We start from the raw sequence: 16,782 nt of genomic DNA on the forward strand, positions 1-16,782 counted from the left end.
TAAGTCGCTTATACGTAAAAACCTATTTTATTTTGGTCAACACATCTTAACTTACTCACAGGTCTTCCCACATGCTGATACACCATTTCGTTCTCTAATACTCCAATTTCAGTCAAAAACATTACATACTTCCGAATAGAAACCCTTGAAATTCCTACTAATTGTGCCATTTCATCTGTTGTAAACGCTCGTCCATTCAGCGACTCGATCTTCTGCCAAATTAATTGCAACGTTTGCTTCGTTAATCCTTTCGGAAGCTCTTTAGTGACAGTAGGCTCTCTTTTTTCTTTTTGCAGAATTAGTGAATCTAATTCCAATTGACTAATGTTTTGTTGTTCTTTCATGAAAGTAAGTTTTTCTCGATATATAGTTAATGCCTCTTTAAATCGTTCAAATGTAAATGGTTTAATTAAATAATCTACAACCCCGTATTGTAATGCTTTTTTAATACTCCCCATATCATGTACAGCTGAAATCATCATAATATCGATTTCTTTTTCTTGATTCCGAATATACATTAACAGCTCAAATCCAGTCTCTTCAGGCATAAAAATATCAAGTAATACTAAATCTACTCGTGATCTCTCTAATACTTCTATCGCCGATTTTACCGAGTTAACTGCTTGAACAAGTTCAAACCCTCCTACTTGCTCTAAATAATGTGTATTTAACATTGCTACCATCGGGTCATCTTCTACAATTAAAACTTTAATCATATTTTCTTCTCATCCCTACCTTTAGGTATTTCAATTGTTATCGTTGTTCCCTCTCCTAACGATGAAGAAATGTGAATCTCTCCATTTATTCGCTGTATGCTTTCCTTTACAAGATACAAGCCATAACCGCGATTATCTCCCTTTGTGGAATAACCTTTTGTAAATACTGCATCAACCTCATCTTCTTGTATACCATTCCCCGTATCTTGCACTATAATTATTAATGTATTCTGATATTGCACCCCAATTTCAACTTGTTTCTTTTTGCAATGTATCACTGCCTCTAATGCATTATCTATTAAGTTCCCTACAATCGTAATAAGTTCATGAGTAATACTTTCATCATATATTTCCGGCAAGTAAGAATCTTCACTTATAATTAACTTTATATTTTTCTCCCTAGCATAGCTAAGTTTACCTAGTAAAAAACCAGCAAATACTGGACTTTTTATTCTTTTCATAACCCCACCAATTTCATATTGATGCTCTGATACCATGCCGCTTATATACTTTTGTAATTCTTCATATTGTTTCATATGTGTAAGCCCTAATACGACATGCATCTTATTCATAAACTCATGAGATTGTGCCCGTAATGCTTCCGCATATAGCCTAATACCAGTTAGTTCCTCTGCTAGTTTTCTAATCTCTGTTTTATCACGAAATGTTGCAATCGCGCCAACTATTTCTCCTTTTACATATAAAGGAACACGATTTGTGACAATCGTAATTCCGTAAATATTTTGTTCTTCGTTTAATTGTACCTCTCCCGTTTGCAGCACTTCTTTTATACGCGAATTTGGCATATACAACTCAACATCTTTACCAATAAAATCTTCTTCCAGTCCACTTTTTTTAAATAGCCGTTTCGCTTCATTATTAATTAACGTTACTCTCGCCTCTTTATCTACAGCGATAATACCTTCCTTTACAGATTGTAACATCGTATTTCTTTCTTCAAGAATTTTCGCTATCCTGTGCGGCTCAAGACCGAATAAGCTTTTCTTTATATGCCTAGCTAGCAATATTGCTCCTATAATTCCGACTAGTACTCCAACCCCGACACCAATATAAATAATATGTCTACTTTCCTTAACTCTTTCTTTTACATTATCTGCTGAAATGCCGACAGCCACCGCTCCAATTTGTTCACCTGTTTCAGAAAATATTGGTACAAACACTCGCATTGAAATACCTAAAGTTCCTTCTGCTAGCGATACATGTTCCTTCCCTTTCAATGCAGGTCCTTCATCTCCCCCAATAAAATGATGACCTATTTTTTGAGGATTTGGATGAGATTTTCTTATTCCATCCATATCCATAACTACAATGAATTGAACACCTGTATTTTTTAATATCCTTTTTGTATACGTTTGGATTGTTGAAGTATCTGCTTTCCCAATCAAACCATTGATTACAACTGAATCATTCGCCACAATGTGTGCAATCGTTTTTGCTTTCTCTGCCTGACTATCCTCCGTTGTCCGCTCTACATTATGACTAATTAATATATCTGTCACAAGTAAAGAAAAAATTACAACTGTACAAACTAACAATGTAATCGTTTTCCATAAATTCCATAGTCTTTTTCTTTTTTTCATCCCGTTAATGACTCCCCTAATTGCTGAATAGAAAAATAAGTAAGGTGATATTATTTTCCCCTTACTTATTTGCTGTTATTATACTTTAAATTTACTAGTCATTGCTTGTAGTTCTTCTGCCATCTCAGCTAAGTTTTGCGAAGCCGAACTAATTTCTTCCATCGAATTCACTTGTTCTTCTGTTGAAGCCGCAACACTTTGCATACTAGCTGTATTTTCTTCTGCCGCCGCTGCAATTTCATCAATAGCATTTGTCACTTCATTTGCATCTCCAGCGATTTTCTTCGTTGTTTCTACCATTTGATTAACTTGAGAAACAATATGAGTAGTAGAACTTGAAATTTCTGCAAAACTTACTTTCGTTTTGGTTACAACTTCTAAGCCCTGTTGAACTTCCACACTCACATTATCCATCGCCTTAACAGTATGTTCAATATCAGCCTTAATTTCTGCAATTAAATTTGCAATCTCTCCAGATGATTCTCCTGATTGCTCTGCTAATTTTCTAACTTCATCGGCTACAATAGCAAATCCTCGTCCCTGCTCACCTGCTCTTGCTGCCTCAATAGCCGCATTTAAAGCTAATAAGTTCGTTTGAGTAGCAATGTTTTGAATTGCTTCAGAAATAGCCCCTACTTGCTTTGATTTCTCATCAAGAAGTTTAATAATAGCATCTGACTGAGATACCGACCTAGAAATAGACTGCATTTGTTTTGCGGTTTGTTCAACTAAATCTTCTCCCTCTTCAGCTCTTTCTCGCGCATGTAATGAGGAAATAGAAATTGACTCCGCGCTTCCAGTTACATCTTGAATTGCTGTATTTACTTGTTGTAATGTAGCGGCGCCTTCTTCAACACCTTGGCTTTGTGATTCAGCCCCACCTGATACTTGTTCCATTGCAATTGTAATTTGATCTGTCGCATCATTCGCTTGCTGTACGCTCGCTGTTAACTCTTCTGCCGATGCTGCAACATGTTCTGCTGAAAAGCTAATTTGGGTAATCACATCTTGTAAAGACGTAGACATTTCATTAAATGAATTCCCTAATTTCCCTATATCATCCTTAGAATGGATTGTAATTGTTTCTGTTAAATCTCCCTTACTAATTTTATGTGCCGATTCTGCTATTTTTCGTAATGGCCTTGTAATAGAATTTGTAATGAAATAAATTAATACACTACCAAATGCAATAGCGATAGCTATGACAATCAAAGTCTTATAAAACACTGGACTGGCAGCTTGCATAATTTCTTCGTCAAACATAACTCCGACTATTTTCCATCCTGTTTTCTCATTTGTTGCAAAGATTAAATTCTTTTTATCATCTTGTTCTGTATAAAACACATTTCCTTGTTTGTCTTCATAAATTGGTTTAATCCAAGGATCAGTAACCTTTGAACCTGGCTTTCTAGACGGATGACTAACAATTTGCTTATTTTGATCTAAAATAACTGCATAGCCTTTTTCACCAATGTTAATCATTTTTGAAACCTTTAGGATGTTATCCAAATTCAAGTTAATGCCTATAACACCTTTACCATCTTTTACTTCTTTAGCAATTGTCACTACCATATTTTTTGTAGATGCTGATTGATACGGTGCAGTAACAATTACCTTTCCTTTATTTTCATGCGCTTCTTTATACCATGATCTATCTGTTGGATTATAGCCATCAGACATTTGAATAAATGGTTCTCTTATAAACTTCCCCGTCTGCGTTCCAATATAAATACCTTCTACTTCTGGATGAAGCTTTATATATTGTGCTAACTTTGTTCTTACTATTTCTTCTTGTCCATTTGGATATGTATCCTCTGTTAAGATGTCTGCAAAGTACGTCGCATCAACAAATTTCTCTTCTATATTTTGAGAAATAACAGTATTTAAAACTGAAATATTCTCCTTTGCTTTATCTGTCATTTGATGTTCAAAATTTGTTTTGGCAGTTTGATATGAAACACCACCGATAATAAGTCCTGGTATAGTTAAAATAATAAAAAATGAAATGATTAATTTTTTCTTGATACTCATACATTTAACCCAGTTAAATATGTTTTGCATAATAATCCTCCTTTATGTAATAGAACACTTGTGTAATTTTATACAATCAACATACATAAAACAATATATAATGATAACATGTAATTTTTTCGTCAATTATGCATTTTTACATATCCACTTCTCCTAAACATTTTAATCATAAAAAATAAGAGAACTTTAGCATATATAATAAGCTAAAGTTCTCTTATTTCTTAACAGCTTCTCTTCAAAAAAAACTGCAAAACTTCTCTTACAATTCCTTAAATCTTTATCCTTCACCCTATAGCTATATAGTTCATGCTCTCCTTCCTAATTTATTTGGAGTTATTTATATAGCTAATTGCCTGACTCCCCATCTGCACCCATGCCTGTTCAAAGTTTCCTCTTGGCACTTTTACATCTAAGCTATCATCGAGGGGATCTCGAATATATACAGACTCCTTATCGTACCCAACAAGTACAACACAATGTTCATTATACGTAATAAAAACATCCCCACTATTTGTTTCCCATGTAGTAAATTCATCTTCATCTAAAGGAGCATATGTTGCATTCGTAATCATGACTACCGGTTGCCCTGCTTTTACACTCTTATACATTTCCTCTATACTCTTTCCTGTTAAATCCACAGCTTCATTCGGTAAATATTTTTTCGCTAATTGAAAAAGTGGTCCATGATATACACCGTATCCCGATTCAGAAAACGTATAAATGTTCCCAACAAATCCTTCATTCGGATTTCCTCTTACACCATCGTCTAAAAAATTAACTTTTTTTATTTCATTTGCTAATTCCATCTTATCTACTGAAACGCCTGCGTATTGTAACATCATCGCTAAGCTTGTCACTTCACAACCTCTATCTAGCTCTGGCAATTGCTGAATTAAAGGTACATTTGATAAGATGACCTTTTCATCGTTATTACTAAACTCCGTTCGTTTTCCGCTTTGTATATTGAAGAATGTTAACTTCTCTACATACTTTGTAATTCCATTTGTATATACACTCCATACTGCTATACTAAGTAAAGCTATACATATATACCACTTCAGTTTCCTTATCAATCTCACGCCCTTTTTAGTTCGTTAAATAAGAATAAAAAGCGTCAGCATCCGTTCGAATCATCGGTACAAAATTTAATTCTTTTCCTTTTTCAGGCTGATTTTTTTTTATTTTTTCTGTTAACTCTTGAATGTTCATATTCATTTTGTCCATATTTAGCTCATCTGCCATTTGTAGTACTTTTTGTTCATTAATTTCTCTTAATACTTGATATATATCTTTACCGTACAAATCAATATGATATTTTTTTGCTTCTTCCTGTACTTTTTGTTCATACACTTCTTGCGCTAACTCTTCTATCTCTTTTCCTTTTTGTGAAATACCTAGCTTTCCTGCTTCTTCTCTTACTTTCGTTCCGTAGATTTCTTCTGCAATGTCTTCTATTTCTTTTCCATTTGTCGAAATATCTAATTTATCCGCTTCATCATTAATTTTAATCGTATTAATTTGAGTAATTAAATTCACAATCGATGTATTCTCTATAGATATGCCCAGCTTTAACGCTTCTTGCTTTACTTTTGTTTCATAGATTTCTTCTGAAAGAGTTCCAACATCTTTTCCTTCCGTCGAAATCCCTAACTGTTCTGCTTCTCTTCCTACTTCCGTTTCATGAATTTCTTTTTCTAGCGTAATTTGTTCTTTCCCTTCCGTTTCAATTCCTAATTTCTCTGCTTTCTCTTCTGTATTTATTGCATGGACCTTTCCATTGTTTAATTGCTCTTTACTGCGCTGCGCGTAATCTGTCTTTTCTTTTGGTGTTTCAAAAGGAGAGGCCCCCCCTAATATACTAAAACTCATTACTCCAATAGTGAATACCGTCATCATTTTCTTTTGCAAAATTAATTCCTCCCTCTTACACTTTCTTTTCCATCATTCCCATAATTTTTTTAATACTATACATACATCTCATCGCTGCTCGAGATAACATTATGATCGATAAAATACACTCACATACACCTCTATAATCGCTTCTTCATGTAACGAACTTTCTTTATGCAATACATAATATAAACAGTTCCTTAACTTTCCCTTAAAAAAAGACGACCTTGTAAAAACAAGATCGTCTTCTCACTTATATTTTTTGGTTTTTAGGGAAAATCACTTCAAAACAGGTACCCTCTCCCCATTTGCTCTCTACTGATATTTTTCCGTAATGCTTTTCTACAATCCAATTTGCAATTGAAAGACCTAATCCCGCGCCCTCTGATGTACTTCTCGCTTTATCCCCTTGATAAAAACGATCAAATAATTTGGGAATATCCGCTTCTTTCACTCCTATACCATCATCTTTCACCTGTATACGAATTGAACTGCTCGTTTGCGTGCAATCGATTTGAATATGCCCGCCTTCATCCGTATACTTCATCGCATTATCTAATAGTATGACCATCATTTGATGGACTCTCTCTCTATCACCGATAAACGATATGTCACGTTCTACTTTTAATATCATCTCTTTTTCTTGATAAGAAGCAATTTCTTTATATGGATCTACGATTTCTTCCAACAATTTATCCATTTCAAATGTTTTCTTGTCCATCTCAATTTGATTAGAATCAGAACGTGCTAGCAATAATAAGTTGCTAACGAGTTTCGATAACCGCCTACATTCCTTTGAAATTGTAGAGATATCCATCGCCTTTTCCTCTACCGTAGCGGATGGTGACTGAAATAACACATCCGTTTTTGATTGAATAACTGCAAGTGGCGTTCTTAATTCATGCGATGCATCGGAAACGAACTGCTGCTGTTTCTCCCATGAATTTTGAATAGGTATGAGTGCTCTACCAGCTAGGAAAAAGCCGATTCCTATTGCACATAGGCTTCCTACGCTACAACCTATAACGAGAATTAAAAATAAAGTATTTAGCATTCCTTCTTCAGCTGTTGTATCTCGCACGATTTGAACTATTTCTCCATCTTTTTGAAGCGAAAATGCTCTAAAATATCGTCCTTGTACTTCAATATCTTGCAAATCCTCTAACTTTTTTGGAGAAAATTTTTCCAAATTCTCTTCAAAAATAGAACGAAATTTACGGTTATCGCCCTCTATTTTCACTATTTTCCCATTCCAAGTTATTCTAGTTACCCGCGGATCTCCAATTTGGATATTCTCCATGCGTTTTCTTGGTGGTATTTTAACATCTAGTTTTTCTCTATACTGAGCCATCATTTTTATAGATTGATCCACTTCATTATAAATACGCTTATATGTGTACGAATAAACAATACTACCTAACACTCCTATTAATAGGATAAATACTAATGAGTTCACTATAGTCAAACGAATGCGTGTTTTTTGAAACATACTTCCTTTTTTCATTGTTCTTTTAATATATATCCAATACCACGAACAGTTTGAATATCTTTCTGATAACCGAATGGCTCTAATTTTTTACGTAAATGATGCACATACACTTCTACAATCGCTACTGTCGTATCTGAATCAAATCCCCAAACACGATCAAAAATTTGTTCACGCATTAAAATCTTCCCGCTATTTTGAACAAGATACTCTAAAAGTTCATACTGTTTTAATGTGAGCTTAATATCTTGTCCATCTACTTGAACATCTTTATCTTTTCCAAACAATTCAATTCCTTTATATCGAATTGTTTGCTTTGTTGTTAAACTACCACTTCTGCGTAGTAAAGCACGAATTCTCGCCTTTAGTTCTGGTGCTTGAAACGGCTTTACGATATAGTCGTCTCCGCCAAAATCCAATCCTTTCACTCGATCTTCTAAAGAATCTCTCGCTGTTAAAAACAGGACTGGCGTTTCAATCTTTTCATCACGTATTTTTTGGATAACTTCAAATCCATCCATTTCTGGCATCATGACATCAAGTAATATTGCATCATATATATTTTGTAATGCTAAAAATAAACCGTCTTCCCCATTCATTGCCGTGTCCACTTCAAATTCATCACGTAAAATTTGGACAATAGACTCTAATAAAGAAGCATTGTCTTCTACTACTAATAGGCGCATTAGCCGTTCACACCTTCCACAATATATTTCAATTCTCTTTTTCTTTTATTATTACATTACTTCTCATAATAGCAAAAGAAAGCAATCACATAATGCGCATACTTTCTTTTGCTATATAAGTGTTTGAATTGGATATGGTTTTAAGGCTTTATTATGAAAGCTATTTCTTAACTTCTCCTTAATAAAAGAATGAAAGAGATAAGTTTATCTCTTTCATTCTTTTACTACATATACCCTTTTACTCGGCAACTCCAAACAATTTAACTGACCACCATACACAGCACCGCCATCAATTCCTATAATACGATTACTACCAAAATATACTCCGCAATCATCATTACCATGAAGCGTTTTTGTTTCCGTATGTCCAAAGACAACAACCTTTTCACCACTATACTCGCTATGAAATTCATTACGTATCCACATTAAATTATATGGTTCACACTCAGAAACTCGTTTCATCGGCTCAACACCAGCATGTACAAATATATACTCTTCTGTTTCAATGTAATGATCTAATTCTTGAATAAACTTTACATGTTCTTCTAATACATGAGATTGTAAAATCGGCTTTTGGAAGTCTTCCTCATTAATCGCAATATCTTCTTCTAGGAATCCATAGCTATATAATGTTTTATCGCCACCATTTCTTTTTACCCAATGATTCCATGAACGTTCCTCATCTGTCGTTAACGCTTTAATCATCATATCTTCATGATTTCCCTTTAAAACGAAGGCTCCCTCTTCTTTTAACCTTTTCACCTTTTCAATGACAGCACGTGAATTTGAACCACGATCTACATAATCCCCAATTAATATTAGTTGATCCTGTTTTGCATCGTATTGAGTTTCTTCCAATAACTGTTCAAATTTTTCTATTTCTCCATGAATATCACTAATAACAAGTATTCTCTTCATTTCTTCCCCTTCTTTCTAAACCATTCTCTTTCTAATTATAGATTAAAACAACAGAAATTTCTGAATACTAATCCAAGATAGTATTTATTACAAATAAAACTATTATCCTTACAACAATGTAATCCCCTTGTCATCCAATTCGATAGTTGTAATTACTGCATTTCCTTATACTAAAAATAAGAAATGGAACAAAAAAAAGGAGAGATGAGATATGAAAAAAGTGATGGAAATTGTAGTAGCGGTGGCAGAGGTTTTCGTAAATGGTAAACAAGTTGCAATGGAATTAAACAAATAATGAGAAGGACAAAATTCATTCTAGACTCTTTACTCATATAAAAAAAGATAAGAGTTCATCATTTCTTTGATCCCTTATCTCCCTGTAAAGAAAGCCGTATCCTTCTTAAGGATACGGCTTTCTTTTATTTTTGACTTGTACGAGCTGAAATACTAATCGCTCTATCTGTTGCTTTTGCAGCTTCATCTAACGCTTCTTTACTATTCTTTCCGTCATACATTGCTTCTAATGCTTTTACAACTGCATCTCGTGATTCTGGGAATACACTAATTAATGCACCTTGAGTTGCTGGAGATTGCTTCGTCGCTTGTAATTGTTCTACTGTTACTTTTAGCTGTGGATATTTTTCATATTGCTCTTTTACTAACGGTTCATTATATGCATCTGGATTAATTGAGAAATATCCTGTTGCAGTATGCCATTTTGCTTGTACATCTGGTTTCGTTAAATATTTCATAAAGTCCCAAGCACCTTGCTGTGTTTCTTCTGAAACCATATTCGTCATCCATAATGATGCACCGCCAATGACAACACCATTTTGTTTCGAATCTTCTGGATATGGAATATACGAAACGCCTACATTAAACTTCGATGCATCAATTAAATCACGAACACCAGCTGAAGAATCTAAATACATAGCAACTTGTCCAGACTGGAACGCTGCACGAATATCATCCCAGCTTGCCCCATACTTTCCTAGTGCACCAGCTTTATTCAATTCATCTAACATCCCAAATACTTTTTGACCTTCTTTTCCGTTAAATACCGCTTTCGTTGCTGCATCTTTACGCCCATTCTCTTTATCTACATATAGACCGCCCTGTGTCGCTAATAATTCTTCAAAAAACCAACCATAGTTCAGCATAGAGAATCCATATTGTTTTACATTTCCACCTTCTTTAATCGTTAACTTTTTCGCCGCTTCTTTTAATTCCGCATATGTTTTCGGAGCTTTCTCTGGATCTAACCCGGCCTTTGCGAAAGCATCTTTATTATAAATTAATACTGGTGTAGATGAATTAAATGGCATAGAATACATTTTTCCATCAACTGAATAATAATTCGTAATTGCTTTTTCTAATTTTGATGTATCGTACTTATCTTTTTTAATCCAACTATCGATAGGCGTAATCTTTTTGCTATCAATCATATATTTCGTTGTAATTTCACTCGATTGAACAAGAGCTGGCGCTTCTTTCGTTGCAGACATCGTTTTAAACTTCGTTAAAGACTCTTCGTATGTCCCTTGGAACTCTGCCTTTATCTCATATTTATTCTGCGACTTATTATAGTCTGCAACAAGCTCATCTAGCACACCTTGTGTTTTTCCACCCATCGCATGCCAAAAGCGAATTACAGTTTTATCACCATTTTTTTCAACAGGTGCTACTTTTGCCTGTGCTTCAGATTTCCCCTCTGTTTTACTACTTGAACACGCTGCCCCGGTTAATGCCATTGTGGCTGCCATTAAAAGAGCAGCACTTTTTTTCAATAAACTCATCTCAATCCCACCTTTTCCTATGTATGCTTATTTAATTGCACCTTTTGTTAATCCTTGTTGCAATTGCTTTTGCCCTAAAAATAATAAAATCAATGTTGGAATTACGATAACAGTGACGCCAGCCATTACACTTCCCCAATCAGTTGCAACTTCTTGAGACTGGAGCTGCTTCACACCAATTTGAACTGTTCTTACTTTTTCATCAGTGGTCACTAAGAGTGGCCATAAATACATATTCCATGTTGTTAAAAAGCTATATACTCCAAGCGTAATAAAACTCGTTTTACAATACGGAATTACAACGCTGAATAAAAACCTTACATTTCCAATCCCTTCAATAAAAGCAGCTTCTTTCAGTTCATTCGGAAGTGTCATAAAATGCTGACGTAGTAAGAAAATACCGAAAGCTGTTGCAAAAAATGGCACGGTCATCCCAGCAAAGCTATTGATCCATCCGAAGTTTTGAATCGTTAAAAAGTTTGGTACCATCGTCGCTTCCCACGGAATGAGCATCGTTGAAATAAACAAGAAGAAAATAAAGTCCCTTCCTTTAAACTGAAGAAAGACAAAAGCATAAGCTGCTAAGCTTGATACGATAAGTTGTCCAAACATAACAACTGTCGATACAATTAAACTGTTATATAAATATGTAAAAAGCGGTACTTTTTGAAAAATATTAATGAAATTATCAAAAGTAAATTGAGTCGGAAATAACCTTCTCATTTGAATATCGTCTGGTGTCATAAAGCTTATTAAAAATGCATAAAGTACAGGAAAAAACACCATTACTGCACTAATAATGAGCAACATATATAAAAGAAAATTTTGCTTCCACTTGTTCACGATCATTTATAATGCACCTTTCTCTCTGCAAACTTGAATTGAAGTAATGTAGCAATGAAAATGAAAACAAATAATACCATCGCTTGTGCACTTGCCGTTCCAAATTGATGATTCACAAATGCTTCTTTATAAATCGAGTACACAATTAAATTCGTTGCATCATTTGGTCCACCATGTGTTAAAATATCGATTTGTCCAAAGCTTTGGAATGCACTAATTAACGTTACTGTTACGATAAAGAATAAAGTTGGTGATAGCATTGGTAATGTAACGCGGCGTAGCTTATATAAATAGCTAGCACCGTCTATAGATGCACTCTCATATAAAGACGTATCAATATTTTGTAAACCGCCTAATATAACTAAAAATGCAAATCCTGTATTCACCCAAACAGTTGTAACCGATACAGAAAATAATGCCCAGTCCGGACTCGTTAACCATGCAATTGCAGGAAGATTCATAGAGGCTAATATATTATTAAATAGCCCTACGCTTGGATGAAATAAAAATAACCAAATCACTGCACTAGCAGCTACTGATATCCCCATCGTTGAAGAAAAAAGCACTCGGAATAACCCAATACCTCTTACTTTTTCATTTGCAATTAATGCAAGAAATAAAGCAAATACAATACTAGTAGGCACTGTATATACAACAAACAATAAAGTTGACTTTACGCTCTTGTAGAAAGCAGGATCAGAAAATAAATATTGATAATTTTCTAAGCCCACAAAAAGGTTAGCTTCCCCATGTATATCTGTTAAATAAAAACTGTAGTAAATCGTCCTAAACAATGGATAGAAAAGAAAAATCGAAAATAGCAAGATGGATGGTGCTAGAAATAATAATCCCGTTCTTAACTCTTTCGTTCTGCCCCATAAATTCTTCTTTTTTAATACTTTTGTTTGAACTGGTAACTTGCCTACTTCAATCATTATTTCGCCACCACTTTCAACTCTTCTTCAGCTACCACTTTTAATCGTTCATTCGTATTTTGGTGAAAGAAGCATAGTTTTTCTTGCGAGAATAATAATTTTACCTTGTCACCCTTTTTCAACAGCAACTGTCCAACAACTTTTGCACTCCAAGTTGCCCCATTTACCGTAAAGTTTAATATCGATTCATTCCCTAACACTTCTACAGATTGCAGCGTAACTTCTTGTCCTTCCTCAGACAATGCAATATGCTCAGGACGCATGCCTATTCGAATTGTTCCTTCTGGTAATTGCTTTAACTGTCCAATAGATAATGGAATTTGCAATTGCCCTATATGTAATACGCATTTTTCTTTATCCACTTCTCCATCATTTATATTCATAGAAGGAGAACCTATAAAACTTGCAACAAATTCGTTTGCTGGTTCGTTGTATATATCAAGCGGTGTTCCAACTTGTTGTATACTTCCTTTATTTAAGACCATGATACGATCTCCCATAGTCATCGCTTCTATTTGATCGTGAGTAACGTAAATCATCGTAATTCCTAGTCGTTGCTGAATTTCTCTAATTTCAATCCTCATTTGCGCACGTAATTTCGCATCTAAATTCGAAAGTGGTTCATCCATTAAACAAATCGGTGCTTGACTCACGATCGCCCTGGCAAGCGCAACACGCTGTCTTTGCCCGCCTGATAATTGGCCCGGTTTCATTTTCACATACTCTTTCAGTCCTACCATTTCAATAGCATCCATTAATCGCTTTTGTCGCTCTTCTTTTTGTACCTTCCTTACCTTAAGTCCAAATAAAATATTTTCTTCTACAGTTAGGTGTGGATATAATGCATAATTTTGAAATACCATTGATAGATTACGGTCTTTCGGCTCTAAATCATTTGCAACACGTTCATTAATCATTAAATCTCCCGAAGAGATTTCTTCTAAGCCAGCGATCATTCGTAGTAATGTACTTTTTCCACATCCCGAAGGTCCAACTAAAACAAAAAATTCTCCCTTCTTAATATGAACCGATACGTCTTTAACCGCTGTCTCTTCCGCATTTTTATATACCTTTGAAACATCTTTCAATTCGATCACAAGGTTGCACTCCTTTTTTCTTCTCGTATCCATACTTCATAATGACTCGTTGAAATCGCACTTGCTCCTGCACGAATCGCAATTTCCGCATCTTCCCGCGTTTGAATCAATCCACCTGCAATAATGGGAAATTCTATTTCCTCTGCTAGCTGTTTAATGATAGAAGGCATAATTCCAGGCATAATCTCTACCGCATTCGGTTTAGTCGTTTTACAATTTTCAATTGATTTTGTAAGAGATAAAGTATCGACAATAAAAATTCGTTGAATTGTTTTTAATCCAATTTTATTGGCATTTCGAATTGTCGAACCTTTTGTTGAAATAATACCTTGTGCTCCGATAACATCTTGAATATACAAAAGGGCTTCCTCTGTGTTCGTATTTAAGCCTTGTATAAAATCACAATGAAGAAATACATCATGTCCATGTTTCTGTAATTCGTATACACGCTCTGGTAGCTCCAGCATTGAACCAGTCATAAGAAAAACTGTTTTCGGTAATTTTTTATATGCTTTATACCCTTTCCAATCCTTTATCATCGCAATATAAGGTTCTTTAAACATTTATTCCACCTAGCTTTTCTATTTTTGTCCAAACTAAAAACACCTACTTACATAGAACACCTTTCTCCTTATTTGAACTCTAGGGAATAGAGCACAACACCTAAGAAAGTGGCACGTTATATGTAAGCGGGTGTTCTCAAATGTTCTCTACCCTAGTTATTTTGTTACCTTTACTATATTACGCATTTATTAAGTCAGTTTTGATAAATTGTTAATTAGGTGTTAATCGAATGTAAATATTCACCACATCATTTTTTAAATAAATCTACATATACGAATATACTTCAACAAAATGCAACAATGTTTGAAATTCAATCCATATGTAAGTTCATGCCATAATTAATGAGCTTTAGTTTTCTTGCCACTGCTTGCGAAGCAAAGTTATCCCAAGAAGTACTATAAAGCGGAATGCGCTTTTCCTCTTGTATTGATATTGCCCAGGCTGTAACGACATCAACACCATATCCATTCCCTTGAAACTCCGTTAAAGTTTCCACACTTGCCTCAGCAGCTACGGGCGTACTTCTGGCACTGCAACATATAGAAACTACCTTTTCATTCTTTACAATTGCAAAATAAGATTGCCTCCATTCCATCTGTTCTATTAGATTAGGAAAATTTTCTCGCAAAAGCTCTTTATTCTTCTCTGTTATTTGTATCGTTCTAGTTGGCTTATGTAAATTATTAGGGAACATGAAAGCAGGACCCATCCAAATATTCTCCACCGTTCTCTCTTCATTTAATACTTTCATGATCTTTGCTATCTCTATGTGATTTGAACGTTCTCGAATTAATTTCTCAATCTTACTTATCATTTCACCATCCAGATTACAATGATATCTCGTTATATCCCCTTCACGAGTTTTGCCAAGAAAAAAACGTGGTGCTTTCGGATTTCCCTGTTCATTTACACTCTTTATTCTTCCTACTTGATTATGAACAAATAAAACCTCTGCCTGAATTGCTATTAACTCAAGTTCTGAAAATTGCATTTATACCCTCCTTTACCATCCATTCATACTCTATTTTTGATGTTCAAAACAAAAATCCCATTTAAATACACATTACTGAATCAATCATACTAAAATGACTTCTTCATTCTGTCTATCTAAATGGGATTATTTCACACTCTTTATTCCTTCGTCTTGTTATTCCACCGGTTGTGGTTGCGGCTGCACTACTTCATTCGCTCCAGCTATCCTCAACATATTCGCAATATCTTTAAAACCTCTTTTTTCAGCATATTGCAGCGGCGTAATATTTTCCTTATTGGCCATATTTACATCTGCCCCGTGGTCAATAAGCATTTGAATTACTTTCTTATGGCTTTCACTACCATTTCCCAATACAATTGCTTCTAATAAAGCTGTTCCACCACGTTCATTCTTATAATTCACATCAATATCTGTATGCTCTAATAATTCTTTAACAACCTCTACATGACCACGCTCAGATGCAGAAATGAGTGCTGTGCCACCTGACTTAGTCGTTTCTTTCGTATTAACTCCTGCATTAATTAATACTTTTACAATATCCGTATACCCTTCTCTACTTGCATAAAGGAATGGATTGCTTTGTTTCTCATCTTTGACTTCAATATTAGCACCTGCACCAATTAATGCTTTAACTGTCTCTACATGATTTTGGTACGTTGCTGCAAGGATAGGCGTTTCTCGGTTGTCACCTTCTACGTTTATATTCGCTCCATCCTGAATTAGCTTCATAGCTGTCTCTGTGTCTCCAAGAGTCGCTGAAAGTAACAACTGTTTGTCCATTAAATTTATACTTTTTTCTTCTTTAACTTCTTCTTGTTCTTTATGCTTTTCTTTTTTCTTTTCGTTTTTCACATGAACCGGTTTCGATTCTGCTTCTTCTTGCTTATCGCAAGCCACTACCGTCATTAAAAGTCCTAATAACATACATAATAAAATTTTTTGTTTTCTCACAACTACAGCTCCTATGAAAGATAATGTTTTCTTAACCATTCCTCCATCACATACAATAACTCTTCTTGAGTACATTTATCCATAAGTCCTTTATATTCCTTCTTTAATCGGATTATCTTAAGCTTATACTATGTTTCTCAACCTATTGGAATGATACGCCTGATGGCCTCATCATTAACATTATGAAGCAATTAGTTTAGCACGTTTTTACCGCATTTGTATACATTTCTAAAAAGTACATAAATGATTGCTTTAGGTTACTATATTCCATTGT

General features: G+C 34.6%; 15 protein-coding genes and 1 pseudogene. All 16 read right to left on the reverse strand.

What is annotated here, in order from left to right; all coding sequences use genetic code 11:
* Positions 1-8: 8 nt before the first annotated feature.
* The 16 genes and pseudogenes from ACFVQC_RS24230 to ACFVQC_RS24300 all read right to left on the reverse strand — a co-directional run bounded on the left by ACFVQC_RS24230 (position 9) and on the right by ACFVQC_RS24300 (position 16,583).
* On the reverse strand, positions 9-716 hold the full coding sequence (locus ACFVQC_RS24230) for a response regulator (protein WP_377899453.1): 708 nt from the start codon (positions 714-716) through the stop codon (positions 9-11).
* On the reverse strand, positions 713-2,317 hold the full coding sequence (locus tag ACFVQC_RS24235; RefSeq protein WP_377899454.1) for a sensor histidine kinase: 1,605 nt from the start codon (positions 2,315-2,317) through the stop codon (positions 713-715). Before ACFVQC_RS24235 ends, ACFVQC_RS24230 begins: the two co-directional genes overlap by 4 nt.
* 78 nt (positions 2,318-2,395) lie before the next feature.
* On the reverse strand, positions 2,396-3,343 hold the full coding sequence (locus ACFVQC_RS30240) for a methyl-accepting chemotaxis protein (protein WP_483861742.1): 948 nt from the start codon (positions 3,341-3,343) through the stop codon (positions 2,396-2,398).
* Positions 3,335-4,378 (reverse strand): annotated as a pseudogene (locus ACFVQC_RS30245) (HAMP domain-containing protein); the annotation flags it as partial. The pseudogene ACFVQC_RS30245 and the gene ACFVQC_RS30240, both read right to left, overlap by 9 nt.
* 293 nt (positions 4,379-4,671) lie before the next feature.
* Positions 4,672-5,421 carry a C39 family peptidase gene (locus tag ACFVQC_RS24245; RefSeq protein ID WP_377899455.1) on the reverse strand — a complete coding sequence of 250 codons (750 nt, stop codon included), beginning with the start codon at positions 5,419-5,421 and terminating at the stop codon, positions 4,672-4,674.
* A gap of 13 nt (positions 5,422-5,434) precedes the next feature.
* Entirely contained in the window at positions 5,435-6,256 is an 822-nt protein-coding gene (locus ACFVQC_RS24250; RefSeq protein WP_377890202.1) for a transporter, read from the reverse strand.
* Between the two features lie 235 nt (positions 6,257-6,491).
* Complete coding sequence (locus ACFVQC_RS24255) at positions 6,492-7,727, reverse strand: sensor histidine kinase (RefSeq protein ID WP_033718559.1); 1,236 nt, start codon at positions 7,725-7,727, stop codon at positions 6,492-6,494.
* Positions 7,728-7,738: 11 nt separating this feature from the next.
* Complete coding sequence (locus ACFVQC_RS24260) at positions 7,739-8,410, reverse strand: response regulator transcription factor (protein ID WP_219917071.1); 672 nt, start codon at positions 8,408-8,410, stop codon at positions 7,739-7,741.
* A 213-nt stretch (positions 8,411-8,623) separates the two neighbouring features.
* A complete protein-coding gene (locus ACFVQC_RS24265; protein ID WP_377899456.1) occupies positions 8,624-9,328 on the reverse strand; it encodes a metallophosphoesterase family protein in 705 nt (234 codons plus the stop codon).
* A 419-nt stretch (positions 9,329-9,747) separates the two neighbouring features.
* Positions 9,748-11,124, reverse strand: a complete 1,377-nt coding sequence (locus tag ACFVQC_RS24270; RefSeq protein ID WP_377899458.1) for an ABC transporter substrate-binding protein — start codon at positions 11,122-11,124, stop codon at positions 9,748-9,750.
* Between the two features lie 27 nt (positions 11,125-11,151).
* The gene (locus ACFVQC_RS24275) at positions 11,152-11,973 is read right to left on the reverse strand and encodes a carbohydrate ABC transporter permease (protein ID WP_193647587.1); all 822 of its coding nucleotides are present in this window, start codon (positions 11,971-11,973) and stop codon (positions 11,152-11,154) included.
* Positions 11,970-12,902: a carbohydrate ABC transporter permease gene (locus tag ACFVQC_RS24280; protein WP_377899459.1), complete on the reverse strand. Its 933-nt coding sequence runs from the start codon at positions 12,900-12,902 to the stop codon at positions 11,970-11,972. The genes ACFVQC_RS24275 and ACFVQC_RS24280 overlap by 4 nt, the downstream gene beginning before the upstream one ends.
* Positions 12,902-13,999 carry an ABC transporter ATP-binding protein gene (locus ACFVQC_RS24285; RefSeq protein WP_377899461.1) on the reverse strand — a complete coding sequence of 366 codons (1,098 nt, stop codon included), beginning with the start codon at positions 13,997-13,999 and terminating at the stop codon, positions 12,902-12,904. Before ACFVQC_RS24285 ends, ACFVQC_RS24280 begins: the two co-directional genes overlap by 1 nt.
* Positions 13,996-14,562: a glycerol-3-phosphate responsive antiterminator gene (locus ACFVQC_RS24290; RefSeq protein WP_377890219.1), complete on the reverse strand. Its 567-nt coding sequence runs from the start codon at positions 14,560-14,562 to the stop codon at positions 13,996-13,998. The genes ACFVQC_RS24285 and ACFVQC_RS24290 overlap by 4 nt, the downstream gene beginning before the upstream one ends.
* 311 nt (positions 14,563-14,873) lie before the next feature.
* Positions 14,874-15,554, reverse strand: coding sequence for a GNAT family N-acetyltransferase (locus ACFVQC_RS24295; RefSeq protein WP_377899462.1), 681 nt, complete (start codon positions 15,552-15,554; stop codon positions 14,874-14,876).
* 156 nt (positions 15,555-15,710) lie between these two features.
* Positions 15,711-16,583 carry an ankyrin repeat domain-containing protein gene (locus ACFVQC_RS24300; RefSeq protein ID WP_377890223.1) on the reverse strand — a complete coding sequence of 291 codons (873 nt, stop codon included), beginning with the start codon at positions 16,581-16,583 and terminating at the stop codon, positions 15,711-15,713.
* Between the last annotated feature and the right edge of the window lie 199 nt (positions 16,584-16,782).

It is taken from the genome of Bacillus sp. NPDC057893 (assembly GCF_042796455.1).
Taxonomy (GTDB): Bacteria; Bacillota; Bacilli; order Bacillales; family Bacillaceae_G; genus Bacillus_A.

What these genes read in the sequence shown, in the direction of transcription:
- ACFVQC_RS30240 (WP_483861742.1), bottom strand. Translation starts at nt 3,343, where the DNA reads ATGTCTACGTCTTTACAAGATGTGATTACCCAAATTAGCTTTTCAGCA.
- ACFVQC_RS24260 (WP_219917071.1), bottom strand. Translation starts at nt 8,410, where the DNA reads ATGCGCCTATTAGTAGTAGAAGACAATGCTTCTTTATTAGAGTCTATT.
- ACFVQC_RS24275 (WP_193647587.1), bottom strand. Translation starts at nt 11,973, where the DNA reads ATGATCGTGAACAAGTGGAAGCAAAATTTTCTTTTATATATGTTGCTC.
- ACFVQC_RS24230 (WP_377899453.1), bottom strand. Translation starts at nt 716, where the DNA reads ATGATTAAAGTTTTAATTGTAGAAGATGACCCGATGGTAGCAATGTTA.
- ACFVQC_RS24265 (WP_377899456.1), bottom strand. Translation starts at nt 9,328, where the DNA reads ATGAAGAGAATACTTGTTATTAGTGATATTCATGGAGAAATAGAAAAA.
- ACFVQC_RS24300 (WP_377890223.1), bottom strand. Translation starts at nt 16,583, where the DNA reads ATGTACTCAAGAAGAGTTATTGTATGTGATGGAGGAATGGTTAAGAAA.
- ACFVQC_RS24270 (WP_377899458.1), bottom strand. Translation starts at nt 11,124, where the DNA reads ATGAGTTTATTGAAAAAAAGTGCTGCTCTTTTAATGGCAGCCACAATG.
- ACFVQC_RS24290 (WP_377890219.1), bottom strand. Translation starts at nt 14,562, where the DNA reads ATGTTTAAAGAACCTTATATTGCGATGATAAAGGATTGGAAAGGGTAT.
- ACFVQC_RS24280 (WP_377899459.1), bottom strand. Translation starts at nt 12,902, where the DNA reads ATGATTGAAGTAGGCAAGTTACCAGTTCAAACAAAAGTATTAAAAAAG.
- ACFVQC_RS24295 (WP_377899462.1), bottom strand. Translation starts at nt 15,554, where the DNA reads ATGCAATTTTCAGAACTTGAGTTAATAGCAATTCAGGCAGAGGTTTTA.
- ACFVQC_RS24255 (WP_033718559.1), bottom strand. Translation starts at nt 7,727, where the DNA reads ATGTTTCAAAAAACACGCATTCGTTTGACTATAGTGAACTCATTAGTA.
- ACFVQC_RS24235 (WP_377899454.1), bottom strand. Translation starts at nt 2,317, where the DNA reads ATGAAAAAAAGAAAAAGACTATGGAATTTATGGAAAACGATTACATTG.